At 71.8% G+C, this 24,999-nt stretch carries 20 protein-coding genes; 9 read left to right on the top strand and 11 right to left on the bottom strand.

Annotation, left to right across the window (positions count from 1 at the left end; genetic code table 11):
- Position 1 precedes the first annotated feature (1 nt).
- Positions 2–733: a Mut7-C RNAse domain-containing protein gene (locus JK359_RS04580; RefSeq protein WP_201831877.1), complete on the top strand. Its 732-nt coding sequence runs from the start codon at positions 2–4 to the stop codon at positions 731–733.
- Positions 734–756: 23 nt separating this feature from the next.
- Here the strand turns inward: JK359_RS04580 and JK359_RS04585 are convergent, their stop codons facing one another.
- The 5 genes from JK359_RS04585 to JK359_RS04605 all read right to left on the bottom strand — a co-directional run bounded on the left by JK359_RS04585 (position 757) and on the right by JK359_RS04605 (position 9,496).
- On the bottom strand, positions 757–3,153 hold the full coding sequence (locus JK359_RS04585) for a galactose oxidase early set domain-containing protein (RefSeq protein WP_201831878.1): 2,397 nt from the start codon (positions 3,151–3,153) through the stop codon (positions 757–759).
- Positions 3,150–4,334, bottom strand: a complete 1,185-nt coding sequence (locus JK359_RS04590; RefSeq protein WP_201831879.1) for a glycosyltransferase — start codon at positions 4,332–4,334, stop codon at positions 3,150–3,152. The genes JK359_RS04585 and JK359_RS04590 overlap by 4 nt, the downstream gene beginning before the upstream one ends.
- Entirely contained in the window at positions 4,331–5,983 is a 1,653-nt protein-coding gene (locus JK359_RS04595) for an ArnT family glycosyltransferase (protein WP_201831881.1), read from the bottom strand. Before JK359_RS04595 ends, JK359_RS04590 begins: the two co-directional genes overlap by 4 nt.
- Positions 5,980–7,248, bottom strand: coding sequence for a glycosyltransferase (locus tag JK359_RS04600; protein WP_201831891.1), 1,269 nt, complete (start codon positions 7,246–7,248; stop codon positions 5,980–5,982). Before JK359_RS04600 ends, JK359_RS04595 begins: the two co-directional genes overlap by 4 nt.
- Positions 7,249–7,462: 214 nt before the next feature.
- Entirely contained in the window at positions 7,463–9,496 is a 2,034-nt protein-coding gene (locus tag JK359_RS04605; RefSeq protein WP_201831893.1) for a thioredoxin domain-containing protein, read from the bottom strand.
- Positions 9,497–9,668: 172 nt separating this feature from the next.
- Between JK359_RS04605 and JK359_RS04610 the strand changes: the two genes are divergently transcribed.
- Positions 9,669–12,872 carry a tetratricopeptide repeat protein gene (locus JK359_RS04610; RefSeq protein ID WP_201831894.1) on the top strand — a complete coding sequence of 1,068 codons (3,204 nt, stop codon included), beginning with the start codon at positions 9,669–9,671 and terminating at the stop codon, positions 12,870–12,872.
- Positions 12,873–12,881: 9 nt separating this feature from the next.
- Here the strand turns inward: JK359_RS04610 and JK359_RS04615 are convergent, their stop codons facing one another.
- Together JK359_RS04615 and mca are read right to left on the bottom strand one after the other, a co-directional pair.
- Positions 12,882–13,130 (bottom strand): hypothetical protein, encoded by a 249-nt coding sequence (locus JK359_RS04615; RefSeq protein WP_201831895.1) that lies wholly within the window; start codon positions 13,128–13,130, stop codon positions 12,882–12,884.
- Positions 13,123–14,004 carry a mycothiol conjugate amidase Mca gene (mca, locus tag JK359_RS04620; RefSeq protein WP_201831899.1) on the bottom strand — a complete coding sequence of 294 codons (882 nt, stop codon included), beginning with the start codon at positions 14,002–14,004 and terminating at the stop codon, positions 13,123–13,125. The genes JK359_RS04615 and mca overlap by 8 nt, the downstream gene beginning before the upstream one ends.
- Before the next feature lie 103 nt (positions 14,005–14,107).
- On the opposite strand from mca, the gene JK359_RS04625 reads away from it, so the two are divergent.
- Positions 14,108–14,515: a DUF4307 domain-containing protein gene (locus tag JK359_RS04625; protein ID WP_201831901.1), complete on the top strand. Its 408-nt coding sequence runs from the start codon at positions 14,108–14,110 to the stop codon at positions 14,513–14,515.
- Between the two features lie 189 nt (positions 14,516–14,704).
- On the top strand, positions 14,705–15,202 hold the full coding sequence (greA, locus tag JK359_RS04630; RefSeq protein WP_201831903.1) for a transcription elongation factor GreA: 498 nt from the start codon (positions 14,705–14,707) through the stop codon (positions 15,200–15,202).
- A gap of 76 nt (positions 15,203–15,278) precedes the next feature.
- On the opposite strand, the gene JK359_RS04635 is transcribed toward greA, so the two are convergent.
- The 3 genes from JK359_RS04635 to ilvA form a co-directional block, all read right to left on the bottom strand.
- Positions 15,279–16,136, bottom strand: a complete 858-nt coding sequence (locus tag JK359_RS04635; protein WP_201831905.1) for an ABC transporter permease — start codon at positions 16,134–16,136, stop codon at positions 15,279–15,281.
- A complete protein-coding gene (locus JK359_RS04640; RefSeq protein WP_201831908.1) occupies positions 16,133–17,116 on the bottom strand; it encodes an ATP-binding cassette domain-containing protein in 984 nt (327 codons plus the stop codon). Before JK359_RS04640 ends, JK359_RS04635 begins: the two co-directional genes overlap by 4 nt.
- A 208-nt stretch (positions 17,117–17,324) precedes the next feature.
- A complete protein-coding gene (ilvA, locus tag JK359_RS04645; RefSeq protein ID WP_201831910.1) occupies positions 17,325–18,554 on the bottom strand; it encodes a threonine ammonia-lyase in 1,230 nt (409 codons plus the stop codon).
- Between the two features lie 161 nt (positions 18,555–18,715).
- Between ilvA and JK359_RS04650 the strand changes: the two genes are divergently transcribed.
- The 3 genes from JK359_RS04650 to JK359_RS04660 all read left to right on the top strand — a co-directional run bounded on the left by JK359_RS04650 (position 18,716) and on the right by JK359_RS04660 (position 20,379).
- On the top strand, positions 18,716–19,222 hold the full coding sequence (locus tag JK359_RS04650) for a MarR family winged helix-turn-helix transcriptional regulator (RefSeq protein ID WP_201832747.1): 507 nt from the start codon (positions 18,716–18,718) through the stop codon (positions 19,220–19,222).
- A 316-nt stretch (positions 19,223–19,538) separates the two neighbouring features.
- Positions 19,539–20,042, top strand: coding sequence for a sigma factor-like helix-turn-helix DNA-binding protein (locus JK359_RS04655; protein WP_201831911.1), 504 nt, complete (start codon positions 19,539–19,541; stop codon positions 20,040–20,042).
- An 88-nt stretch (positions 20,043–20,130) separates the two neighbouring features.
- Positions 20,131–20,379: a hypothetical protein gene (locus tag JK359_RS04660; RefSeq protein WP_201831913.1), complete on the top strand. Its 249-nt coding sequence runs from the start codon at positions 20,131–20,133 to the stop codon at positions 20,377–20,379.
- A 58-nt stretch (positions 20,380–20,437) separates the two neighbouring features.
- Here the strand turns inward: JK359_RS04660 and JK359_RS04665 are convergent, their stop codons facing one another.
- Positions 20,438–21,592: a cystathionine gamma-synthase gene (locus JK359_RS04665; RefSeq protein WP_201831915.1), complete on the bottom strand. Its 1,155-nt coding sequence runs from the start codon at positions 21,590–21,592 to the stop codon at positions 20,438–20,440.
- A gap of 175 nt (positions 21,593–21,767) precedes the next feature.
- Between JK359_RS04665 and JK359_RS04670 the strand changes: the two genes are divergently transcribed.
- Both JK359_RS04670 and JK359_RS04675 read left to right on the top strand, forming a co-directional pair.
- Entirely contained in the window at positions 21,768–22,886 is a 1,119-nt protein-coding gene (locus tag JK359_RS04670; protein ID WP_201831918.1) for a hypothetical protein, read from the top strand.
- A 447-nt stretch (positions 22,887–23,333) separates the two neighbouring features.
- The gene (locus tag JK359_RS04675; protein ID WP_201831919.1) at positions 23,334–24,965 is read left to right on the top strand and encodes a M48 family metallopeptidase; all 1,632 of its coding nucleotides are present in this window, start codon (positions 23,334–23,336) and stop codon (positions 24,963–24,965) included.
- Positions 24,966–24,999: the final 34 nt, after the last annotated feature.

Consider the following 24,999-nt stretch of genomic DNA (forward strand, 5'->3'; position numbering starts at 1 on the left):
GGTGAACCGACCCGAGATCCACGTCGAAGTCGCCCCCGAGCTGCATCTGTTCGTGCCGGCCGCCCTCCGCGGCGCAGCCACCGCGCTCGCCACGGACGGCGTCTCGACCCTCGGCCACGTCGTCGAGTCCCTCGGGGTTCCGCTCACCGAGGTCGGCACGCTGGTCGTGGACGACCGCGAGGTGCCCGTCTCGCACATCCCGGCGGCCGGCGAGCGGGTCTCGGTCCGTGCGGTGGAACGACCCCAGCAGGTCCCCGGCGCACCCCTGCGCTTCCTCCTCGACGTCCACCTGGGCACCCTCGCCCGCCGGCTGCGGCTGCTCGGCGTGGACACGGCCTACGAGTCGACGGACATCGGCGACCCGGCGCTCGCGGCCCGCTCGGCGGCCGAGAAGCGGGTGATGCTCAGCCGCGACCGGGGCCTGCTGCGCCGCCGTGAACTGTGGGCCGGGGCGTTCGTGTACAGCACCCGCCCCGACGACCAGCTCCACGACGTCCTGGACCGCTTCGCCCCCGAGCTGCGCCCCTGGACCCGGTGCACCGCCTGCAACGGCCTGCTGCGGGAGGCCACCAAGGACAAGGTGGCCGACCAGCTCAAGGGCGGGACGCAGCGGTCGTACGACGTCTTCGCCCAGTGCACGGACTGCGGTCGCGCGTACTGGAAGGGCGCGCACCACGACCAGCTGGAAGCGATCGTGGCACGCGCCCTGGCGGACTTCAGCGGAGGACGGTGACGCACCGCGCGGGGGCGCGGTGACTAACGCACATCAGCCTTCCCGCACGCGACCTTGTCCCTGTTGCGGTCCAGGCCGAGGGGATCGTCCCCGCCGTTGACCTTCAGCCGGCCGTAGTGGTTGCGCTGCAGCCAGGCGCAGCGGGCCGCCGCCGTCTTGTGCACCTTCGGCGGGAAGGCCGTCGGCACGCACACGTTGACCGAGCCGTAGTGCCGGTCGCAGCCGGACAGCGTCGGGCTGACCTTCTGCGACGTGCGCTTCTTGCCGGGGCCGGTGACCTTGCCGGTCAGCGAGTCGGCGAAGGAGTGGACGTGCGGGGAGGCGGCGGAGGCGCTCAGGGCCGTCGGCCCCGTCAGATGCACCCACTTGGCCACCGACGGCACACCGTTGGCATCGACCGCGAAGAGCATGTACCAGCCGGGCGGGGCCAGGTTGGGGTTGCTCGTCACGTTCAGGTCGACGTTGTTGCCGTCCACCGACAGCGGCAGGTCGACGAAGCGCTGGTTCGGGTCGGAGGAGTGGGTCACCGCGGCGGGGCGGATGAGTTCCGCCTTGGCGATGGGCCGGTCGACCGTGATCCGCTGCGTATCCCCGTACTTCCACTCCTGGTCGATCAACGAGGTGATCGCGGGCCGGGTGCCCTTGTAGAGGTAGGGCGGGGTGTAGATGGACACGTTGTGGTTCCAGGTGCCGTTGCCCGGGTTGTCGCCGGTGGCCATCACCCGGCCGTCGGGCAGCAGGAACGCCGAGGAGTGGTAGCCGCGGGACTCGGGGTCGGCGGCCACCGGGTCGAAGGTGTTCGTCCCGGGGTCGTAGACCGAGGACTCGTACACCGGGTCGGCCCGGTTGTGCAGGGCTCCGCCGGTCTCCAGCACCTTGCCGTCGGGCAGCAGCACGGCGGAGACGTACATCTTGCCCTGGTTGCCGGTCTCGGCGACCTTGCCGGCGCCGAGGTCGACCGTGCCCTGCGGGAGCGGCGGCCCTGCGACGTACGACGGGTTCGGCTGCTTGAGGTCGATCAGGTCGGTGAGCCGGTTGCCGTCGGGGTTGGAGTCGATGTTCCCGCCGCCGAGGGTGAGCACCTTCTGGTCCTGCGCCGGGGGCAGCAGCACGGACGCCGACTGGTCGCGCTCGTCCTTCTTCTGCAGGCCGGGGATCTGCGTGACCGTGTTGGCGTCGTAGTCGTAGATCGCCGAGCCGGTGCCCGGGATGTTGTTGCCGAAGACGTGGCTGCCGGAGTAGAAGAGGCGGCCGTCCTGCATGAGGATCATCGCCGGGTACAGACCCCAGTACGACCAGGTCTGGTTGACCTTCCACAGCGGCTGCCACTGCCGGTCCTTGTCGGACCAGCGCTCGGCGGTCACCGACCCGGTGGAGTCCTCGCGGAGCCCGCCGAAGGAGATGACGTCACCGTTGCCGAGTTCGGTCGCCGACGGGTACCAGTGGCCGTCGTTCAGGTCGTTGGTCTTGCTGTAGGTCTCGGTCTTCGGATCGAAGATGTAGGAGTCCTTGAAGCCCTCGTAGCCGTGCCCGCCCGCGACCGGGTACGCCTTGTTGCCGCTCATGACGAGCACCCGGCCGTCCTGCAGCTGGACGTGGCCCGCGCAGAACATGTCCTTGGGCGTGGGGACGACCTTGTAGGTGCCCTTGGCCGGGTCGTACACCGCGGAGGTGAACGTGCCCGCGTTGAACTGCTCCTCGCTGTTGCCGGAGCCGGCGATGAGGAGCACCTTGCCGTTGCTGAGGACGACGGAGTGCATGGAGCGGACCGGGTTCTTCGTCGCCAGCACCGACCAGCTGCCGTTGGCGCACTGGTCGGCGCTCCCGGTGCACCGGGCGGGCGGGGGCGGGGCGGCGACCTGCTCCATGGTGTAGTCGTCGGTGGTCGCCGAGCCGGTGCCGTAGACGGAGACACCCCAGGTGATCCGGTCGGTGCCGGCCGGGACCTCGGGGGTGCGCACCGTGGCCTGTGTCCAGCCGGAGGCCATGTCGAGGGTCTTGAGGTCGGTCCAGTACTGCCAGCCGGCGGTGGTGTCGTGCCGGAACAGGGTGATGTTGGCGTCGGGGGTCGTGGTCTTGTACCAGAGCCCGAGGTCGTACTGCTTGCCGACGGAGACCACCGGCGCGCAGTCGGTGGACTCGGTGATCAGCGCCTTGCGGTCGCCGTCGACCCGTCGGGTCAGGGAGACCTTCATCGCCTTGGCGCCGGAGTGGGCGTCGGAGGTGGTCGCGAAGCTGAAGTCGTTGTCGCCCCAGCCCGACTTCTCCCAGCAGTACGGCATGTCGCCGGTGCCGGCGGTCTCGAAGCCGGGGTTCTTGACGAGGTTCGCGGCCTCGGCGCTCTGCGGCGCGGTGAGGAGCAGACCGGCGGTCAGGGCGCCCACCCCGGCCAGTGCGGTCCGTCTGCGGTATCTGCTCACACGGCTCTCCTTGCGGTCGTACGGTTCCCGGCTCGGCGGCGCGGGAGATAGACCAGCGCTTCGGTTCCCGCGAAGCGCAGGACGAACGTCAGCACCAGCGCCAGTGCGGTGGCGGGCAGGGCGCCCATGCCGAACCGGTCCACGAGCAGCGCGATGAGCGGGATGCGCAGCACGAGGTCGGCGTTGGCGAGCAGGGCGAACCGGCCGAGCCGGTCCCAGCCGCGGCGGTGCGCTCGGCGGTCCCGGAACAGCAGCTGCTCGATGAGCAGGAAGTTCCAGGCGACGCCGAGCTGGTTGGCGAGGATCTCGGCGGGCACGTAGTGCAGGCCGAGGGCGGTGAGGGCGTACAGGCCCAGCAGGTTGGGCACGAATCCGCTCGCGCCGATCAGCCCGAAGCCGATCATCCGGGCGAGGGGCGTGGCGGTGCGCAGGCCGGCGAGGTGGCGCAGGAAGCGGAAGCCCTCCTTGGCCGTGGACTTGGACTCGCCGGCGAACCGGTCCTGGAAGACGAACGGCACCTCGGCGACCCGGCGGGGGCGGCTGCGGACGGCCAGTTCGAGCAGGATCTTGTAGCCGAGCGGCCTGAGGACGTCCGGGGTGACGGCGCTGCGGCGGATGGCGAAGAAGCCGCTCATCGGGTCGCTGACGCCGTGCAGCCGGCGCGGGAACAGGGCCTTGGTGAGCCAGGTCGCGGCGCGTGACACGGCGACCCGGTAACCGCCGGCGAGCCCGGCCCGGCTGCCGCCCTCGATGTACCGGGAGGCGACGACGAGTTCGGCGCCGGCCCGCTCGCCGGTGGCGACCAGATCCGGGACCAGGGACGGCGGGTGCTGGCAGTCGCCGTCCATGACGACGATCCACTCCGAGCCGGCCGCCTTCAGCCCCTCGACCACGGCCCCGCCGAGCCCGCCGACGGGTTCCTCGCGGTGCAGTACGGCCACCGGGAAAGGGCAGTCCTGTGCGGCCTCCCGGATCGCCTCGGGGGTGTCGTCGGTGGAGTCGTCCACGAAGACGACCTCGCAGGGCAGCCGGGCGGGCACCGACTCGGTGATCAGCTGCAGCAGCCGGCGGACGTTCCCCGACTCGTTGAACGTCGGTACGACGATGGTGACGGCCCCGGGTTCCGGTACCTCGACGGCGTCGAGGCCGGGGACGGGGGCGGTGTACTCGTGGTTCGTCATCGGACGCCTCCTGCGGTCGCCGCCTGGATCTGCCGGATCTCGATGCGGTCGTCCCCGGTGCCGAAGGTGGCGACCGGCGTGGAGTGCTCGATGGCGGCCCGGACGTTGGGCAGGTCCTTGGCGTCCCGGCGGACGGTCGGCGAGGCCACGACGTAGTCGAGGTCCCGCCAGCCCCGCGGCATGGTCTTGGTGACGGCCGGGTCGAGATCGGCCTTGTAGAACCAGATGGCGCCCGGCCCGGGCCGGTACCCGGCGTGCACGAGGTCCAGCCACAGCGCGTCGTCGACCAGGACCCGGGTGTCCTCCGGGTCGGCCACCTTGGTGCCGAGCCAGTCGGAGGCCTGCCGGTAGGGCTTGTTGGCGTCGGCGGTGAGGGCGGTGCGGGTGCCGTCGTACCAGTGCGGGACGACGTAGGCGCCCGCGGCGAGCGCGAGGACGGCGGCCAGCGCGTACCGGCCGGCCGTGACGGCCCGGTTCTCGCCGTCGGCGCGCCACCGGCGCAGCACCGCGTGGGCCACGGAGGCCGCGCCGCCGGCCAGCACCAGGGCGAGGAAGGGCAGCGCGCCGATGACGTACATGGCGGGCAGGTAGCCGTCCGGGCGCATCGCGACGGCGGCGAGGATCGCCACCGCCAGGGCCGGTCCGGCGAGGGCGCGGGCGGTGACCGACCAGCGCCACGTGAGGATCAGCAGGAGGGCCCCGGCGAGCCCGCCGATGGGCAGGACGCGGTCGTAGTACAGCCAGGAGTGCAGCACCCCGTACGAGCCGGAGTCCGGGTCGAGGATGAAGCCCGAACCGGGCCGGGACATCTGGTACTTGATGCCGTCCAGCAGCGAGACGTGACCGCCGCCCGGGAGGAGTTCGCCCTTCAGCAGGGCGAAGAGCGGGTACGAGAAGCCGATCAGGGCGCAGGCGGTGACGGCTCCGGTGAGGGCGAACTTGCGGGTGTCGCGGTGGCTGTGCCGCCACATGGTGAGGAACAGGGCGGGCAGGACGACGAGCATCGTCTCCTTGGTGAGGACGCCCGCGGCGGCGGCGAGTCCGGCGCCGAAGTGGTGCCAGAGGTGGCGGCTGGGCGAGGCGGCGAGGCAGAACGCCAGCAGCAGCCACATCACGGCGATGTTGTCGAGGAAGATCTCCCGGCTGAGGACGACCGCGAGCGGGGAGAGCCCGAAGAGGGCCATGCCCAGTCCGGCGGCCCAGCGGGGCAGGGAGAGCCGGCGGCCCAGGACGTAGACGAGGACCGCGCTGGTTCCGCTGATCACGAGCATGGTGACCCGCATGGCGCCGACGGTCATGGAGTCGGGGCTGAGCACGGAGGGGATCCAGGTGAGCAGGGCTATCTGGATCCAGCCGAGCGGCGGGTGGTCGTACCAGTAGGTGTAGTGGGCGAGGCCCCGGCCCTCCTGGACGGCCCAGGCCTGGGCGAGGTAGGTGCCCTCGTCGTCGCTGAGGGTGGGGTAGGCGGTGATGTTCCAGCCCTGGACGACGAGGATCGCCACGAGCAGGACACCGCAGAGCAGCAGGTCGGAACGGGAGGAGCGAAGCCTCACCGGAGGCTGTGTTCGGCCGGTCGAACGGGCCGTGGGCGCAGGCCGGCGCTGCGCGGGGACCTTCGCTCCGGTCACCGCGGGAAGAGTCGAGGTCACGCGGGAACGTCCTCTCGGATCGGCTCGGCCGCGGTGAGGTGCGCGCCGACGTGGGTGGTCAGCTCCCAGTCGTTACGGCCGCGCTGCTCGCGCCACACGGCACGGATCGCGGCTCCGGCGAGCAGTACCTGGTAGAAGGGGCCGCCCACGATGAGCTTGACGTAGTGGACCAGGCGGACCCGCAGGCCGTACTGCTTGCCGAAGTCGTGCAGCCCGACCACCTCGAAGACGAAGGTGACGGCGGCGGTGACCAGCGGCAGGAAGGTGAGGAAGGCGATTCCGACGGGCACGTCCAGGAAGAGCGCGACCGCCGCGTTCAGCGGGATGATCACGCCCGAGAACGCCTGCAGGAACGGCGTCATCAGCGTGTACCGGGCGAGCCACCGCTGGCCGAATCCCGGCAGTTGCTTCCAGTCCTTCTTCCGGTAGACCTGAAGGAACCCCTGGTTCCAGCGGGTGCGCTGCTTCAGCAGCGACATCAGCGTGCCCGGGGTCTCCTCGCGGGTGACCATGTCGGAGTCGTAGGCGACGACGACCTTCTTGCCGACGCTGGACAGCCGGACGCCCAGGTCGCAGTCCTCGGCCAGGCAGTCGGGGTCCCAGCCGTCCGCCTCCCGCAGCACGTCCGTGCGGACGAAGACGGTGTTGCCGCCGAGCGGGATGAACCCCTTCTGCGCGTGCAGGTGCAGCCGGGAGCGGAACCAGAAGAAGTACTCCAGGCAGTTGCGCAGGCTGTACCAGCTGGAGTGGAAGTTGATCAGCTGCACACCGCCCTGGACGACGTCCGCCCCGGTGGTCCGGAAGGCGTGGTCGACGTGGGCGAGCAGTTCGGGATGGACCTGGTCCTCGGCGTCGAAGACCCCGACGACGTCGCCGCGGCAGTGCGGCAGCGCCGTGTTCATGGCCTTGGGCTTGTTCTTCTTCTCGTGGGTGTCGACGACCACCCGCACCCGCGGGTCCCGGCCGGCGGCCTTCTCGGCCACCTCGGCGGTCTCCGGGTCGTCGTGCCCGACGATCACGATGATCTCGAAGTCGGTGTGTGTGGACTCCAGCAGCCGCTGGATGGTGTGGTCGAGCACGGCTTGCTCGTGCCGGGCCGGCAGGAGCAGCGAGAACGACAGGTGCTCGGCGCCGTCCGGTCTGCCGAAGCGGGTGGAGGCGAGCACCTCGGGCGTGCGCCACGCGTGCATCTGCCACCACAGGGTGAAGGCTGCCATCCAGAAAAGAGCAAGCGAGACGGCAGCGATGAAGACAGACGTCAGCAAACAGATCCCCCCAGATCCGAAAACCCCCCTGCGGACGTGACGGAACGTCACATCCGCTGCATCGCTGTGGAGAGAGTAGGCGGGATCTGTGAAGTGCGGGCGCTGTTCAGATAAAAAGCGTGTTTCGTGTCGGTGGTGCGAGTAGCGGGACCTTTCCGAACACTTGCTCACATTCGGGCGGTTCCAGCCGTCCGCTTGTCCAAGAGCGCGCCGGTCAGCGCGCGTTCAGCGCCCCACGCAACCGCTCCGGATCGGCGGTCGGGGCGTCACATGTGAAGTTACGGCAGACGTACGCCGCCGGTTCACCGGCGAGGAGCGGCCGGCCGGCGAGGAGTGGGAACTCGTCACCGTCCGGCGTTCCGGCCGCGACGACGGCGCCCGGCGCGGTGCCGAGAAGGGCCGTGCGGTGCAGGGCTGCCGTCCGCTCCTCGGCGAGGGAGGGTCCGACGACCGCGACCTCCTTGGGCCCGTCGAGCAGCGCCTCGGCGACGGCCAGCCCCCATCCGATGAACCGGGGCACCCGCGGGCCGAGCGTCTTCACGACCCCCAGCCCCCGTTCGGCGGCGGTGCGGTGGGGCTCGGAGCCGGTGTGGGCGGCATAGCTCAGCAGCGCGCCGGCCGCGGCGGTCCAGCCCGAGGGGGCGGCGTTGTCGGTGGGGTCCTGGGGCCTGCGGATGAGCTGCTCGGCATCGGAGGCGGTGTCGTACAGGGCGCCGGTCTCCGGGTCGGCGAAGCGGGTGAGCACGTGGTCGAGGAGCAGTCCGGCGAAGTCGAGCCAGACGCCCTCGCCGGTCACCGAGGCGAGGGCGAGGAAGCCCTCGGCGACGTCGGCGTAGTCCTCCAGGACGCCCGCGTTGGGGCCGACGCGGCCGTCCTTGCTGGTGCGGGCGAGCCGGGCGTGTTCGTCGAGGTGGACGCGGACGAGCAGGTCGGCGGCGCCGACGGCGGCCTCGACCAGATCGGGGCGGTCGAAGTAGGCGCCGGTCTCGGCGAGTGCGGCGACGGCGAGCCCGTTCCACGCGGCGACGACCTTGTCGTCCCGGCCGGGTGCGGGCCGCCCGGCCCGCACCGCCAGCAGCCGGCTCCTGACGGACGCCACCTTCCCCGCGTCGAACACGCCTTCCGTCTGCGGCAGTTGCAGGACAGACCGGCCGTGTTCAAAAGTGCCCTCATCGGTCACGCCGAAGTACTGGACGGCGAGGCCGGCGTCGTCACCGAGGGCGTTCTGCAGTTGTTCGGGCGTCCACACGTAGTACGCGCCCTCCACGTGCCGCCCGCTGCCGTCGTCGCTGTCGGCGTCGAGGGCGGAGGCGAAACCGCCTTCACCGGTGCGCAGTTCACGCACCATGAAGTCGGCGGTCTCCAGCGCCACCCGCCGGGCGAGGTCCGACCCGGTGGCCCGCCACAGATGGGCGTACACCCGGCACAGAAGGGCGTTGTCGTACAGCATCTTCTCGAAGTGGGGCACGATCCAGTCGCGGTCCACGGAGTAGCGGGCGAACCCTCCGCCGAGCTGGTCGTAGAGGCCACCGCGGGCCATCCGCTCGCACGTGTCCTGCGCCATCTGCAACGCGCCCTCGGCGCCCGTCCGCGCGTGATGCCGCAACAGGAACTCCAGCACCATGGACGGCGGGAACTTGGGCGCGCCGCCAAACCCGCCGCGCTGCGGGTCGTACTCGCGGGTGAGGCCGAGGAGGGCCTGGGCGAGTTCCTGCTCGCCGGGCGCCTCGGCGGAGTGCCGGACGATCTCCCGCTGGGAGAGGTCGCGGACGATCTTCCCGGCGACGTCGTCGACCTCGTCCCGCCGGGTGCTCCAGGCCTGCTCGACGCCCTCCAGCACCTGCCGGAAGGACGGCATGCCGTGCCGCGGGGCGGGCGGGAAGTAGGTGCCGAAGTAGAAGGGCTCGGCGTCCGGGGTGAGGAACACGGTCATGGGCCAGCCGCCCTGTCCGGTGGCCGCCTGGACCGCCTCCATGTACACGGCGTCCACGTCCGGCCGCTCCTCGCGGTCGACCTTGACGCTGACGAAGTGCTCGTTGAGGTAGTCGGCGGTGGCCTGGTCCTCGAAGGACTCGTGCGCCATGACGTGACACCAGTGACAGCTGCTGTACCCGACGCTCAGCAGCACCGGTCGGTTCGTCCTGCGGGCCTCGTCGAAGGCCTCGGCCGACCAGGGCCACCAGTCGACGGGGTTGTCGGCGTGCTGGAGCAGGTACGGCGACGTCTCATGGGCCAGTCGATTCGGCATGAGTCCATCCTGCCGCAGCACCCGCACACCGGGCGTCAGGCCCGGACGGTGACCTTGAGTTTCGCCGGACACGAAACCCTCACCACCCCCGCTGATCGTCACCCCCTCGCCATACCGCCCTCCCCGAAGGACACTCGTACGCAAGGGAGTTGCCGCCGGAGGGGGACGGGACATGCGGGACGGTCATCGGGCCGAGGCCGAGCGGTTGCTGGTGCGGGCCGTGGAGGAGGAGGTGCGGCGCTCGGGCGGGCGGGTCGACGGTCAGCTGCTGCTGTCGCGGGCGCGGGGTGCGCTGGACGCGATGGCGGGGGCGGCCGGTGAGGAGTACGAGGCGTACACGCGCGCGCTGGACGAGACGGAGGCCGGCCGGCTGTCCTTCGGCCAGCGGTACGCACGCGAGGGTGCGGGGACCGCCCTGCTGGTGGCGGCCGTCGCCGCGGTCGGCGCCGCCGTGGCCGACCTGTCCCTCGGCACCGGCACCAGCACGGCCCTCGGCGCGGGGGCCACTGCAGCCGCCGTCGGCGCCGCGGCCTCAGTGGTGAAGGTGGCCGGCTCCCACCTGCCCGCCGCCCACCACCGCGCGGGCGCGGCCGGGCAGCCCGGCGGCCCGGAGCAGCTGCGGCTGCAGTGGCTGACCGCGCTGGAGGTGCGGGGCATCCGCCCGTTCCTCGACCAGCAGCGGGTGCTCAGCGCCTCCACCGGCCCGAAGAAGGCCGGCGGTCCGGCGCTGCGTGGCGCGGACAAGAGCGCGGCGGCCCGCAGGCGGTCGGTGCTGGAGCAGTCGTTCGGGCAGTTGCCGGACGCGGACGGGCCGTTCGCGGGACGGCGCACGGAGCTGGCCCGGATCAGACAGTGGGCGCAGTCGGCCCGTGCGGCCACCGAGACCCGGCCGACGGTGGTCGTGCTGCACGGCGAGCCCGGCTCCGGCCGGACCACGCTCGCCGTGCGGGCGGCCCACGACCTGCGGGACCACTTCCGCGGTGCGGTGGTGGTGGACCTGCGCGGCGGCAGCCGGGACGAGGCGCCGCTCGCCACCCGGGACGCCCTGCTGCACCTGCTCAACCGGCTGGGCGCCCCCCGCGAGCAACTGCTGTTCCGGGAGCGTTCCGCCCCCGACCAGCAGGTCAAGCGGCTCGGCGAGCTGTACCACCGGCATCTGACCGGGCTGCCGGTGACGATCGTGCTGGACGACGCGTCGGACCCGGAGCAGGTGTGCGCCCTGGTCCCGGAGCGTTCCGACAGCCTGATCCTGGTGACCGCCCGGGAGCCGCTGGACCTGCCCGCCGATCTGGAGGCCTGGGTGCACCGGCTGCCGGTGCAGCCGCTGGACGCGGCCGGCGCCGAGGAACTGCTGGCCGGGACGGCCGAGGACACCGCGGGACCCTACGACGCCGAATCGGCCGACGACATCGTCCGGCTGTGCGGCGGGCTGCCGCTGGCGCTGCGGATCGCCGGCTCCGCGCTCGGCCCGCGCTCCCCCCGCCGGCTGGCCACGGACCTGGGGGCGTACGGCCCGGTGGAGCCGGTGGAGCGGGCGCTGTGGCTGCGCTACACCGACCAGCCGGAGCCCGCCCGCCGGCTGCTCAGAAGACTCGCCCTCGCGGGCCGGGCCTCGATGGGCACGGCGGCGGCGGCCGCGCTGCTCGCCACCGACGAGGCCGAGGCCACCCGCCATCTGGTGGCGCTCACCCGGGCCGGCCTGCTCGACCACGTCCGCGGCAGCCGCTACCGGCTGCACGACCTGGTACGCGCCTTCGCGCACGCCCGGCTGCTGGACGAGGAGGACCCGGCCGAGCGTGCGGCGGCACAGGAACGGCTGATCGTGAACTACGCGGAGCTGGCCGAGTCGGTGCTGCGCCTGGTCGACGGGAACATGTCGACGCGGTCGAACCAGTTCGGTGCGCACGGCTTCCCCTCGCTGGACGAGGCCCTGCGCTGGCTGGACGACGAGTCCAGCTTCATCACGGCGGCGCTGCGGCACGCCGAGGGCGTGAACCAGGCGGCGGTGCTGAACCTGCTCGGCGCGCTGTGCGACTACTGCCTGCTGCGCGGCGATCTGTACCGGCTCGGGGAGATCAGCGAGCTGGCGCAGTCGGTGGACCAGGGGCTGCTGGTGCGCTCGGTGCAGTGGCGCACCGGCATCGCGGCCCGGCAGCTGGGCGAGCTGGACAAGGCACGGACCACCCTGACCTCCGTCGTGGACCTGTACCGGGAGGCCCACCACGACGCCGGTGCGGCCCGCGCGCTGTGCTCGCTCGGTATCACCCTGCACCACCAGGGCAACCTCCCGGAGGCCGCGGCCAGACTGCAGGAGGCGCTCGACATGCAGGCGGCGCCGGAGCTGGCGACCGACCGGGCCTGGACCATGCACGCGCTGGCGGCCGTCCAGCGGGACCGTGCCCGGCTGGCCGAGGCGCTGGACCTGCTCACCCGCTCCCTGGTGCTGCACCGCGAGGGCGGCTCGGTGCACGGCGAGGCCTGGGCGCACTTCCAGCTCGGGCAGCTGGCGCTGCGCATGGGTGACGTACCGCGCGCGGAGACGGAGCTGCAGGCGGCCCTGGAACGGTACGGGCGTACCCGCGACGCGCGGGGGGAGGCGTGGGCGCTGACCCAGCTGGCCCGGGCCCGGCTGGTGGCCGGAGACGCCACGGCCGCCGTGGAGAGCCTGCGCCAGGCGGTCGCCCGGCACCGGGACAACGAGGACGCGCGCGGTGAGGCGTGGACGCTGTACTACCTGGGGCAGGCGCTGGAGGAGACCGGCGACCTGGACCGGTCGGTGCGCGAGCTGGAGCGGTCCCGCACGATGTTCTCCCGCATGCGGGACGTGTACGGCCTGGCCTGCGCCCGGCACCACTCGGCCCGGGTGACCCGGGACCAGCGGGCCGCGCAGACCGGCTCGCTGCGCAACTCGGGCTTCGCCCGCCAGCTGCTCGTGGACGCGCGCGCCGACTTCCAGCGCATCGGCGTCGCCCACGGCGAGGCCTGGACCTGCCTGGAGCTGGCCGTGGTGGACGCGGGCAACGCCCGTACGCAGCAGGCGCTGGCACTGTGCGACGAGGCGCTCACCCTGTTCGCGTCCTACGGCGACCGGCGCGGCGAGGACTGGGCCCGCTTCCTGCGCTGCACCCTGCTGCCGTACGCGGCACCGGGCGGAGTGGACGTCGGCACCGCGGTCGCCCAGGAGGAGCTGGCCCAGCTGACCCGTGCCGCCCATCCGCTGCGGGACGAGAAGCTGGGCGACTACGTCTCCGCGTACGCCCTGCTGCTGGAGCGGGGCGTACAGCTGGAGGCGGGCTGGCAGGCCTGGCGGCTGCGCATGACTCCGGACCGCCACGCCCGGGAGGTGATGGGGGTGACGGTACCGGCGGGGCGGTGACCCCTCGGGTCAGCCCTGCTGGGCCGCGGAGTCGGCCTTGTGCCCGGCCTGCTCCGCGCCGGCGTCCGGGGACTCCTTGAAGTCGACCTTCTGCATGTGCTTGTTCATCGACTTCATCAGGCCCCACACGGCCAGGGCCATCACCGCGAAGACGATGAAACCGAGGACACCGGGGGTGACCTTGTTCTCGTCGACCTCCTTGGCGAGGGGGACGAGGTGCGTCACTGCCAGGCTCACGCTTGCGCTCATGTCAGGCATTGTCCCGGATGCCCGCGAAGAGGTCGTCCTCGGGGAGGGAGGTGTCGACGAGGGACTTCGCCAGCTCGTACTCCTCCGTCGGCCAGACCTCCTTCTGCACGTCCATCGGCACCTTGAACCAGCCGCCGTCCGGGTCGATCTGCGTGGCGTGTGCGATCAGCGCCTTGTCGCGGATCTCGAAGAAGTCCGCGCACGGTACGTGCGTGGTCAGCGTGCGCTCGGTGCGCTCGAACTCCTTCCACCGCTTCAGCCAGTCCCCGTACGGCGACTCCAGGCCGCGGTCCAGCATCGCGTGGTGCAGCGCCTCCGTACGGGGGCGGTTGAAGCCCTGGTTGTAGTAGAGCTTCAGCGGCTGGTAGACGGGCCCGAACTCGGCCTCGGGATACTTCTCGGTGTCCGACGCGCCCTCGAACGCCACCATCGAGATCTTGTGCGTCATGATGTGGTCGGGGTGCGGGTAGCCGCCGTTCTCGTCGTAGGTGGTGATCACCTGCGGGCGGAAGGAGCGGATCTTCCTGACCAGCTCGCCGGCCGCCTTGTCGACGTCCTCCAGGGCGAAACAGCCGTCGGGCAGCGGCGGCAGCGGGTCGCCCTCGGGCAGTCCGGAGTCGACGAAGCCGAGCCACTCCTGCGTCACGCCCAGGATCTCGCGAGCCTCGTCCATCTCCTTCTTGCGTACCTCGTGGATGTGCTCCTCGATGTACTTGTCACCCTGCAGCTTGGGATTGAGGATGGACCCGCGCTCTCCGCCGGTGCAGGTCACCACCAGCACGTCCACCCCCTCGGACACGTACTTCGCCATGGTGGCCGCGCCCTTGCTCGACTCGTCGTCGGGGTGCGCGTGAACGGCCATCAGTCGCAACTGGTCAGTCAAGACTCAATCCTCGGTAAGTCGGCGCCCCCGCGTCATGGGGTGCGATCGGCGACTTCTATAGTGACCGAATCGGGGGGCGAAAAATTCCGCGGAGAGGACGATCATGAGTACGGCGAGCGCGCGGCTGCCCGAGGGCCGCTACGGCCGTGCCTCGGGCGACCGCGACAAGCGCGCCGACCGCAGGCTCAGGATCGCCGGCTCCGTACTGGGCGGGCTCGTTCTCGCGCTCCTCGGCTACTTCGCCTACCACTACATCGCGCAGAACGAGATCAGCGCCGAAGTCATCACCTTCCGGGCCTCCGACGACGCGGTCCGGGTGCATCTGGAGGTCCGCAAGGACGCCGGCGCCGCCGGCTACTGCACCCTGCGCTCCCAGTCGTCCGACGGCGCCGAGGTCGGCCGGGCGGACTTCCGCTTCTCCGGGTCGGCCACCCGCATCGACAAGGTCGTCACGCTCCGTACGACGGCCAGGGGGACGACGGCCGAGCTTCTGGGCTGCCACGCCGGCTGACGGCGGGCGAACACTCCCGGCTTCACCCGGAATGCGGAGGCACTGACCTGCGCCGATGTGATTCTTGTGGCTTATGTCCTCCCCCTTTGGCCGGGGAATTGTTAGGCTCGTGGTTTCGCCCATCCAAGAGGGAACATGCTTCTGGGTAGGGCGATGCTTTGTATTCCCAGTACCGACGAGGAGCACCCTGTGACCCAGACCAGCGAGAACGTCACCTGGCTGACCCAGGAGGCGTACAACAAGCTCAGGGACGAGCTTGAGTACCTTACTGGTCCTGCGCGCACGGAGATCGCCGCCAAGATCGCGGCCGCGCGCGAGGAGGGCGACCTGCGCGAGAACGGCGGGTACCACGCGGCCAAGGAGGAGCAGGGCAAGCAGGAGCTGCGCGTGCGCCAGCTCACCCAGCTCCTCGAGAACGCGAAGGTCGGCGAGGCGCCGGCCGCCGACGGTGCCGTCGCGCCGGGCATGGTCGTCACGATCGCCTTCGACGGTGACGAGGACGACACCCTGACGTTCCTGCTCGCCTCGCGCGAGTACGCGAGCGCCGACATCGAGACGTACTCCCCCCAGTCCCCGCTCGGCACGGGCGTCATCGGCCACAAGGTCGGCGAGGACGCGGAGTACGAGCTGCCGAACGGCAAGAAGGCCTCGGTGAAGATCCTGAAGGCCGAGCCGTACACGGCCTGATCCCGCACACCGGTTCGCTTCGGGCCCCCGGCCGCCCTGAGAGGGGCGGCCGGGGGCCTCGCCGTTGCCCGGGACGTCAGGCGGTCGCCGACCGGTACTTGCGGACGGCGAGGGTCCGGAAGACCGCGATGATCAGGACCGAGTACATCAGCGAGGCCAGGACCGGGTGCTCCATCGGCCAGGCGTGCGAGTGGGACTGTCCGGGGTTGGCGAAGAGCACGCGGGTCGCCTGGACGGTGGCGCTGAACGGGTTCCATTCCGCGATGTGCCGCAGCCACGGCGTCATGTTGCCGGTGTCCACGAACGCGTTGGAGAGGAAGGTCACCGGGAAGAGCCAGACCAGCCCACCGGAGGTGGCGGCCTCCGGGGTGCGCACGGTGAGGCCGATCAGCGCGCCGATCCAGGTGAAGGCGTACCCGAGCAGGAGCAGCAGGCCGAAGGCGCCGAGGACCTTGCCGGCGTTGGTGTCGCCGAAGGATCCGACCCGCCATCCGACCAGCAGCGCGACGACGGCGAGGATCAGCAGCGTGAACGCCGTCTGCACCAGGTCGGCGAGGGTACGGCCGGTCAGCACCGCACCGCGGGCCATGGGCAGCGAGCGGAAGCGGTCGATGAGGCCCTTGTGCATGTCGTCGGCGATGCCCGCGCCGGAGCCGGCCGTGGCGAAGGTGACGGTCTGCGCGAAGATGCCGGCCATCAGGAAGTTCTTGTAGTCGATCGCGCTGGTGCTGCCCCCGATCTTCATGGAGCCGCCGAACACGTAGGTGAACAGCACCACGAACATGATCGGCTGGATCAGACCGAAGATCACCACTTCCGGGATTCTGGACATCCGGATCAGATTGCGCTTGGCAACGATCAGCGAGTCCCGGACGGACCGGCCCAGGGGATTGCCGGGTGCCGCGACGGGCACGGTCTCGGTGACGGCACTCATTTCACGGCCTCCTTGCCGTTGTCCTCGTCCTGGCCGGCGGTCTCGGCCGTGTGGCCCGTCAGCGACAGGAAGACGTCGTCGAGGGTGGGCCGGCGCAGCCCGATGTCGTCTATCTCGATCCCCCGGGTGTCCAGCTCGCGAATGATCTCGGCGAGCAGCTTGGCGCCGCCGGTGACCGGGACCGTGAGCTTGCGGGTGTGATCCTCGACCGTGGTGTCGCCCTTGCCGAAGCCGCGCAACACCTCGGCGGCGGTCGCCATGTGGTCCCGCTCGTGCACCACGACCTCGACGCGCTCGCCGCCGGTGCGGGCCTTGAGCTGGTCGGAGGTGCCCTTGGCGATGACCTTGCCGTGGTCGACGACCGCGATGTCATGGGCCAGGTGGTCGGCCTCTTCCAGATACTGCGTGGTGAGCAGCAGGGTCGTACCGCCCGAGACGAGCCGCTTGATGACCTCCCACAACTGCTGGCGGTTGCGCGGGTCGAGGCCGGTCGTCGGTTCGTCCATGAACATCACCGGCGGCGAGACCACGAGGGCCGCGGCGAGGTCCAGCCGGCGGCGCATGCCGCCGGAGTAGGTCTTGGCGGGGCGGTCGGCGGCGTCCGCGAGGTTGAACTGCTCCAGCAGTTCCGCGGCGCGGGTCCGGGCCGCCTTGGCCTTCATCTGGTACAGCTGGCCGACCATCTGCAGGTTCTCCCTGCCGGTCAGGTACTCGTCGACCGCCGCGAACTGGCCGGACAGGCCTATGGAGCGGCGCACGGCGTCGGGATGCCGCAGTACGTCCACACCGGCGACGACCGCCTTGCCGCTGTCGGGGCGCAGCAGGGTGGTGAGGCAGCGGACTGTCGTCGTCTTGCCGGCGCCGTTCGGTCCCAGCAGGCCGAGGACCGTGCCCTCGGGCACATCGAGGTCGACCCCGTCCAATGCCCTTACGTCGCCGAAGGTCTTCACCAGACCTTCGGCATAGATGGCGCCTGGCATAAGTGTCTCCACGTCGTCGGGGATTCGGTGAGGGGGGTTTCGCAAAGGCTAGGTTTGCTCGCTTCGCCGCGCCCGCGATTTTCCGAATACGAGCAGGCGGCCCGGTGAACACACGAGGCACCGTATCGCGATGTATCGCGTTCGACAATGCATTTCGCTCGGGTGAGTGATGGCACCCTGCCCTGTGCCCCGGGCGGGCACGCGCGGCTCAGCCGATGACGGGGTACCCCGCGTCCCGCAGGGCCCGGCCGACCTCGGCGCAGTGCACCGGCCCCTTCGTCTCGAGGTGCAGCTCGACCTCCGCCTCGGTCAGCCCGAGCCGGGGATCGGTCCGTACGTGGCTCACGTCGAGCACGTTGGCGTCGACCGCGGACAGCACCCCGAGAAGCGTGGCGAGGGCACCCGGCCGGTCCGTCAGCCGCAGCCGGACCGCCAGGTAGCGGCCCTGCGCGGCCATACCGTGGCGCAGCACGCGCTGCATCAGGACCGGGTCGACGTTGCCGCCGGACAGCACCGCGACGACCGGGCCCTCGAAGGTGTCCGGCGCGGCCAGCAGCGCGGCCACCGGGCTCGCCCCGGCCGGTTCCACCACCAGCTTGGCCCGCTCCAGGCACAGCAGCAGCGCCGCCGACAACTGGTCCTCGCTGACCGTGCGCACCTCGTCGACCAGCTCGCCGATGATCTCGAACGGCACGACGCCCGGCCGTCCCACCTTGATCCCGTCGGCCATCGTCGCCGGGTGCTCCAGCGACAACGGCCGCCCGGCGGCCAGCGAGGGCGGGTAGCAGGCGGCCCCCTCCGCCTGCACACCGACGATCCGGACGTCCGGCCGCAGCGATTTCGCCGCCACCGCGATCCCGGCCGCGAGCCCGCCGCCGCCCATGCCGACGACGATGGTGCGCACCTCCGGGCACTGCTCCAGGATCTCCAGGCCGACCGTCCCCTGGCCGGCGATCACGTCCGGGTGGTCGAAGGGGTGGATGAACACCGCGCCCGTCTCCGCCGCGTACTCCTCGGCGGCGGCCAGCGTCTCGTCGACCACCTGGCCGTGCAGGCGCACCTCGGCGCCGTAGTCCCGGGTCGCGCTGATCTTCGGCAGCGGGGCGCCCTTCGGCATGAACACCGTCGCGTGGACGCCCAGCAGCGAGGATGCCAGCGCCACCCCCTGCGCGTGGTTGCCGGCGCTCGCCGCCACCACGCCGGCCGCCCGTTCCTCCGGCAGCAGCCCGGCGATCCGCACATAGGCGCCGCGCAGCTTGAACGACCCGGTCCGCTGCAGGTTCTCGCACTTGAGGTGCACCGGCGACCCGACCAGCTGGGACAGGTACCGGCTGCCCTCCATCGCCGTCACGCGGGCCACGCCCGAGAGCATCTTCTGGGCGCCGCGCACGTCGTCCAGGGTGACGGAACGCAAGGTGTCAGCCGTGCCGTAGCTCATGGCTCCAGCATCGCAGTTCACGTTTGCGCACGACGGGTGTGACCAAGCAGCGAGACCGGTTTGCGCAGCGCCGGTACGGCCCGGCGCCGGGCCGCGTACCCTGTCCCCCAACCCAGCAGCCTTCATGAAGCGAGCCTCCGGCCATGCCCACAACACCTGAAATGTCGATGGACATGACGACCGTCGGTGACACCGGTCTCCTCGACACCCTCCAGCACGAGGTGGCGGTGTTCGCCCGCCGTGCCGAACAGACGCGGCTCGGCGGTGTCGGCCAGGTGCGCAACTCCATGGACCGCGCCGCGTACCTGCTGCTCAACCGGCTCGACAAGGAAGGCCCGATGGGCGTCAAGGCGCTCGCCGCGAGCATGGGCATCGACTCCTCGACGGTCACCCGGCAGGTGGCGCCGCTGGTCGACACCGGCCTCGTCAAGCGCACCTCGCACCCGGAGGACGGGCGTGCCGTCGTCCTCCAGCTGTCGCCGCGCGGGGCCGCCCGGCTGGAGGAGGTGCGCTCCTCGCGGCGTCAGCTCATGGCCGAGCTGACACACGACTGGGCGCCCGAGGAGCGCGAGCAGTTCTGCACGCTCCTGACGCGCTTCAACCATGCGCTGTCCGCCCGGATGGCGGTGCAAGGGGTTCCGGCCGCGGAGCAGCCGCCGGCCTCCTGACCGCCTCCGCCCGGTACGTCTCGTTCCGGACTCTTGACCCCAGGCCGTTACCGGCCTCCCGGCCACCCTGCCCGACACGTCTCGGTTCCGGACTCTTGACCCCGGGCCGTCACTGGCCTCCCGGCCACCCTGCCCGACACGTCTCGTTCCGGACTCTTGACCCCAGGCCCTCACCGGCCTCCCGGCCACCCTGCCCGACACGTCTCGGTTCCGGACTCTTGACCCCGGGCCGTCACTGGCCTCATATGAGACCGGGTCCTGCGTACACGGTTCGCCTGTCCCGTACCGGGCGGGGCCCTTTCCGGGGGGAGGCGCGGTGCGTGATCGGCAGGTGGCCCGTGGTGCCCGCCGGGCCCGGGAGTTCGCGGCCTTCGTCGCCGGCGCGTCCGGGCGCCTGCTGCACGCCGCCACGCTGCTCACCGCGGAGGCGCCGGAAGCCAACCCGCGCGCGCGGCGCCTGCTGACACTGGCGCTCTCCCACACCTACGCCCGCTGGGACCAGCTGCACGGCGAGGACCCGTACGAGTGTGCCCGCCAGCATCTCGCCACGCGCTTCGCGCGCGCGACCTGGCACCGGTACGGCGCCTTCGGCCGCACCCGGCCCGACCCCCGCAGCCCGCTCGCCGCACTCACCCCGCAGGAACGGCTGATCCTGGTGCTCCGTCTCTACGAGGGAGTGGCCGAGGAACAGGCGGCGGCCCTCCTCGGCCTGCCCGTGGAACGCGTGCACACCGTCTGCGACCGGGCGACGGCCACCCTGCTGCACCCCGCCCGGCCGGCCGGCCCGCGCGCGGTGGGCGCCGAGGTGGCACCGTCATGAGGCGCGCCGAGCGGCCGGCCCCGCCGTACATCGCTCACCCCGGACAGGGCGCCGCCCCGCGGTCCGGGCACACCGGCGGGAGGCCGAGGTGAACCGGGCCCAGCGGGAGTCCGCCGTGCGGCACATCATGGAGCGCGTCGCTGTACCGGTACCGCCGGAACTGCACGCGGACGCGGTGCGCCGCGGCGAGCGCCTGCTGCGGCAGCGGCGGCTCCTCCGCCGGGTGCTGTGGCTGCTGGCGTGCGCCGCGGTCGTCGCGTTCGCCGCGTGGGCGGCCGACACCCACCCGTGGGTGGAGCCGCCCTCACAGACGACTCCCCCGATCACCGGGTGGTGAGTCCGGGCGTTCGGTGACGGGTACTGCCGCCGGGCGGCGGGACCCGTGGCCCGTCGGCTCAGCCGAGCGCCTGCTGCAGGTCCTCCAGCAGGTCGTCCACGTTCTCGATGCCGACCGACAGGCGCACCAGATCGGCCGGAACCTCCAGCGCGGAGCCGGCCGCGGAGGCGTGCGTCATCCGGCCGGGGTGCTCGATGAGGGACTCGACGCCGCCCAGCGACTCGCCGAGGGTGAACACCTTGGCCCGGTTGCAGACCTCGACCGCCGCCTCCTCGCCGCCCTCCACCCGGAACGACACCATCCCGCCGAACGCCTTCATCTGCTTGGCGGCGACCTCGTGGCCGGGGTGCTCGGGCAGGCCCGGGTAGAGCACGCTCGTCACGCGCGCGTGCCGGGTCAGCATGTCGGCGATCTTCGTGGCGTTCTCACTGTGCCGGTCCATGCGCACCGCGAGGGTCTTGGTGCCGCGCAGCACCAGCCAGGAGTCGAAGGGGCCGGAGACGGCGCCCATCGCGTTCTGGTGGTGGGCCAGCTCCTCGCCGAGGGCCGCGTCGGAGACGATCAGCGCACCGCCGACCACGTCGGAGTGGCCGCCCATGTACTTGGTCAGGGAGTGCACGACGACGTCTGCGCCGAGCGCCAGCGGCTGCTGGAGGTACGGCGTGGCGAAGGTGTTGTCGACGACGAGCCTCGCGCCCGCGTCATGGGCGATCTGCGCGACCGCGGCGATGTCGGTGATGCCCAGCAGCGGGTTGGACGGGGTCTCCACCCAGACGGCCTTGGTCTTCGGCGTGATCGCGGCGCGGACCGCGGCCGGGTCGCTGGTGTCGGCGACGGACCACTCGACCCCCCAGCGCGTGGCGACCTTGGCGAACAGCCGGAAGGTGCCGCCGTAGGCGTCGTTCGGGATCACCACGTGGTCGCCGGGGGTGAGCAGCGTACGCAGCAGGGTGTCCTCGGCCGCCAGGCCGGACGCGAACGCGAGGCCGCGACGGCCGCCCTCCAGCGCGGCGAGGTTCTCCTCCAGGGCGGTCCGGGTCGGGTTGGCGCTACGGCTGTACTCGTAGCCGCCGCGCAGCCCTCCGACGCCGTCCTGCTTGTAGGTCGAGACCTGGTAGATCGGCGGGACGACCGCGCCGGTGAGGGGATCCGCGGTGTTGCCCGCGTGGATCGCGAGGGTCTCGAAGTGCTGACTGATGTGCCTGTCGCTCATGAGCATCGAGCGTAGTGCGCCTGACGCGATCCTGACGCCCGCGGGACGGACCCGGTCCCTGCGGGAGGGATTTCCCTCGGCCGGCGACGGGCTCCGCGAGACGGCCGGGCCGGAGTTTTCCACAGGCCGAGGGCGGGGTTCGCCAATTGTCGGCGGCGTCTGGTTCGCTTGAGGCATGTCGATTCTCTGGCTGCTGATGGCGCTGCTCATGCTGAGCTTCGTGCTGCTGCCGTTCCTGCGGCGCAGGCGCGGGGCGGTCGGGCTGGTCCCCCCGGGGCACCCGGACGCCGCCGACCCGGCGAACTACGGCTTCGTGCGTCAGGAGGAGCTGGACCTGCGCCTGCCCGGACCGGACCAGGACCTGCTGGACGTCCTGGAGCTGGTGCAGCGCACCCATGACTACCGGGCCGCGGCCCAGCTGCTGGCCGGCACGGAGACGGAGGGCGAGCTGCGCTGGCAGCGGGTGCAGGCCGTCGCGGGCGCCGCCGCGCTGGAGCTGCAGCAGCGGCCCGGCGGGATACATGAGACGCCGGGCGGTCAGTGGCTGCGGGTGTGGCGGGCCGAGCAGCCCAAGGACGCCGGCGGCGCGGCCGTCCACGCGGAGTTCCTGGTGCAGCAGGCCTGGCGGACGTCCACGCCCGGCACGGACGACTTCCGGATCATCATGGAGGAGGCACGGGAAGCCTGTGCGCAGGCGGCCCTGCTGGCCCCCGGCGACCCGGTGCCGTACCTCGTCGAGCTGTCCGTCGCGCGCGGACTGGTCTACTCACAGGCCGAGTTCGACCAGCTGTGGCAGAAGATCCTGTACCGCGCCCCGCACCACATGGGCGCGCACCTGGCCGCGCTCCACCACTGGTGCGAGAAGTGGCACGGCTCGCGCGAGCAGGCGTACGCCTTCGCCGAGGCCGCGGCGGCCCGGGCCTCGCAGGGCTCGATGCTGTCCGCGCTGCCCCTCTTCGCGGTTTTCGAGCACCTCCCGGAGGTGAACCTGGTCGCGAGCTTCTACCAGAGCGAGGTCGTCTCCAGGGCGATCCACGGCGCACTGCACGCGGTGCACGCGGCCGAGCCCGACGACCCGACGCTGCCGCACGTGCGGCACATGCTGGTCTTCTTCCTGGTCCGTGCGGAGCGCTGGGCGGAGGCCATGGATCAGCTCGTACACGTGGACGGTCACATCGGTGCGCTGCCGTGGACCCTGTCCGACGACCCGGCCGCCGAGTTCGCCCTCTACCGCGCCCTGGCGGTGGCCGGTTACGAGGCGAACGGCGGCAGCCCGGTGGGCCTCCCCGGCTGACCCGGCGTCACGACTCGCCCGGCGCGCCAGACAGCACGGTCCGCCGGCGCGCCCGGCGCCACGGCCCGCCCGGCGCGCCAGACAGCACGGCCCGCCCGGCGACGACCCCCTGCCCCGCCCGCTGCTGCCCCGCCCGTGCCTGCCCCGCCCGTCCCAGCCGTCGCCCTCCCACATTGCCCTGCTGACCTGCAGTACGGCATACTCCGCATCCCCCCACATGCACCACCAGCACCACAGGCACCACCCGCACCACGGACGGAGCCGCCGGCAATACGGAACCGGAACCGCCGACAGCACCGCACCACCTGCACCACATCGCACCACCGCCACAAGCACCACTTGCACTGTCTGAACCATCTGCACCACCTGCACCACACGCACAACCGGCCCGCTGGGTCCGGTTTTCTGTCATGTCCCTTTCCGAGGTCCTGTGGGGGGATCTGCCCGATGGGCGCAACTCTGCGCGCGCTGCGCGCCCTCGTTCTGCTGCTCGGCTTCTATCTGCTGAGCCTCGGCCTGCTCGCCGCACTGATCGGCCTGGACGTCCTCGTGTTCACGTGGGGACACGGCCCGCTCACGGTGAAGGTCGGTTTCATCACGGTGCTGCTGGCCATTCCCGTGGTCCGCGGCATGCTCATGCTGCGCACCCCCAAGGGCGACGACGGAGCCGGCATCCAGGTCACCGAGGCCGACGAGCCCCGGCTCTGGGCGCTGGTCCGGGAACTCGCCGCGGAGGCCGGTACCCGTGCCCCCGACCGGATCCTGCTCACCGGCGACGTCAACGCGGCCGTCAGTGAGGATCCGCGGCTGCTCGGTCTGCTTCCCGGCCGGCGCCGCCTCTTCCTCGGCGTCCCGCTGCTGACCGGCCTGACCGAGGCTCAGCTGCGGTCCGTACTCGCCCACGAGTACGGGCACTTCACGGGCGGCGACACGCGGCTGTCCGCCCTCGTCGTACGCGGGCGTGTGCAGATCGGCCGGGTCATCGGCCAGTTCCACGCCGCGGCCGACGACAAGGTGGCCGCCGACCGCGCCCGGCAGGAGAGGGCGTCCGCCAAGCGGATCGCCAAGGGCAAGAAGGCCAAGCAGATCGACACCACCGGCGTCGGGGCGACGTACCGGACGATGGCCAGGATCTACACCGCGTACGGCAAGCTCTACCTGCGCGCCTCGCTGTCCACCGCGCGCGGCCAGGAGTACGCCGCCGACCTGACGGCCGCCCGCATCGCCGGACGCGACGCGACCGCTTCCGCGCTGCGCGAGATCCCGGTCCTGTCCGCCTCGCACGACTTCTACATCGACTCCTACGCCACGCTGGGCCTGCAGGCCCGGATGCTGCCGCCGCGCGGCGAGTTCTTCGGCGGCTTCGGCCGGCTGCTCTCGGCCCGTGAGGCGGAGCTGGTGAAGCTGCGTTCGGGGCTGCCGGAGGAGCCCGCGGGACCGTACGACTCACATCCGCCGATCGCAGAGCGGGTACGCCGGATCGAGGCGCTGCCCGCCGACGGCCGCACCGACGAGGCCAAGGACTCGGCGCTGTCCCTGCTGACCGACCCGGCGCGCACGCTCGCCGCGCTGGAGGACGCCGTCCTGGTGGACGAACTGCTCTCCTACCCGCGGGCCGCCGACTGGCAAGAGCTGCTGGACGCCTCGATGGCCGCGGGCCTGTCGGCCACACAGACCCCGCTGCACCGGGCGCTGGCCGGGTACACCGGGCAGCCGGCGACGTTGCCCGCGCTCCTCGACGTCATCGACGAGGGCCGGCTGTGGCGGCTGGCGGAGCAGCTGCCGCTGTCGGAGGAGGCGGCCGCCGCGAAGGGGCGGGCGTTCCGCGAGTTCGTACGGCCCGGGCTGCACCGCTCGCTGCGCACCATGGTGCTGGCCGAGTTCAGCTCCCGCTCGCTGCTGCACTGGGAGTTCTCCTGGACCCGCCCGGCGACCGTGCGGCTGCCCGGCTGGGGCTCGGAGACGGAGGACGACGGTCCCGAGGCCGCGCTGGAGGCGGCGGTGGATGCGGCGCTCGCCGACCACCCCGACACCACGGCGCTGCGGGCCCTGCTGCCCCCGGCCGTCCAGAACGCCTGACCGGCCGCCGCGCCGCGCCCGCCACCGACCCACC

It is taken from the genome of Streptomyces actinomycinicus, from assembly GCF_016741775.1.
Classification (GTDB): Bacteria; Actinomycetota; Actinomycetes; order Streptomycetales; family Streptomycetaceae; genus Streptomyces; species Streptomyces actinomycinicus.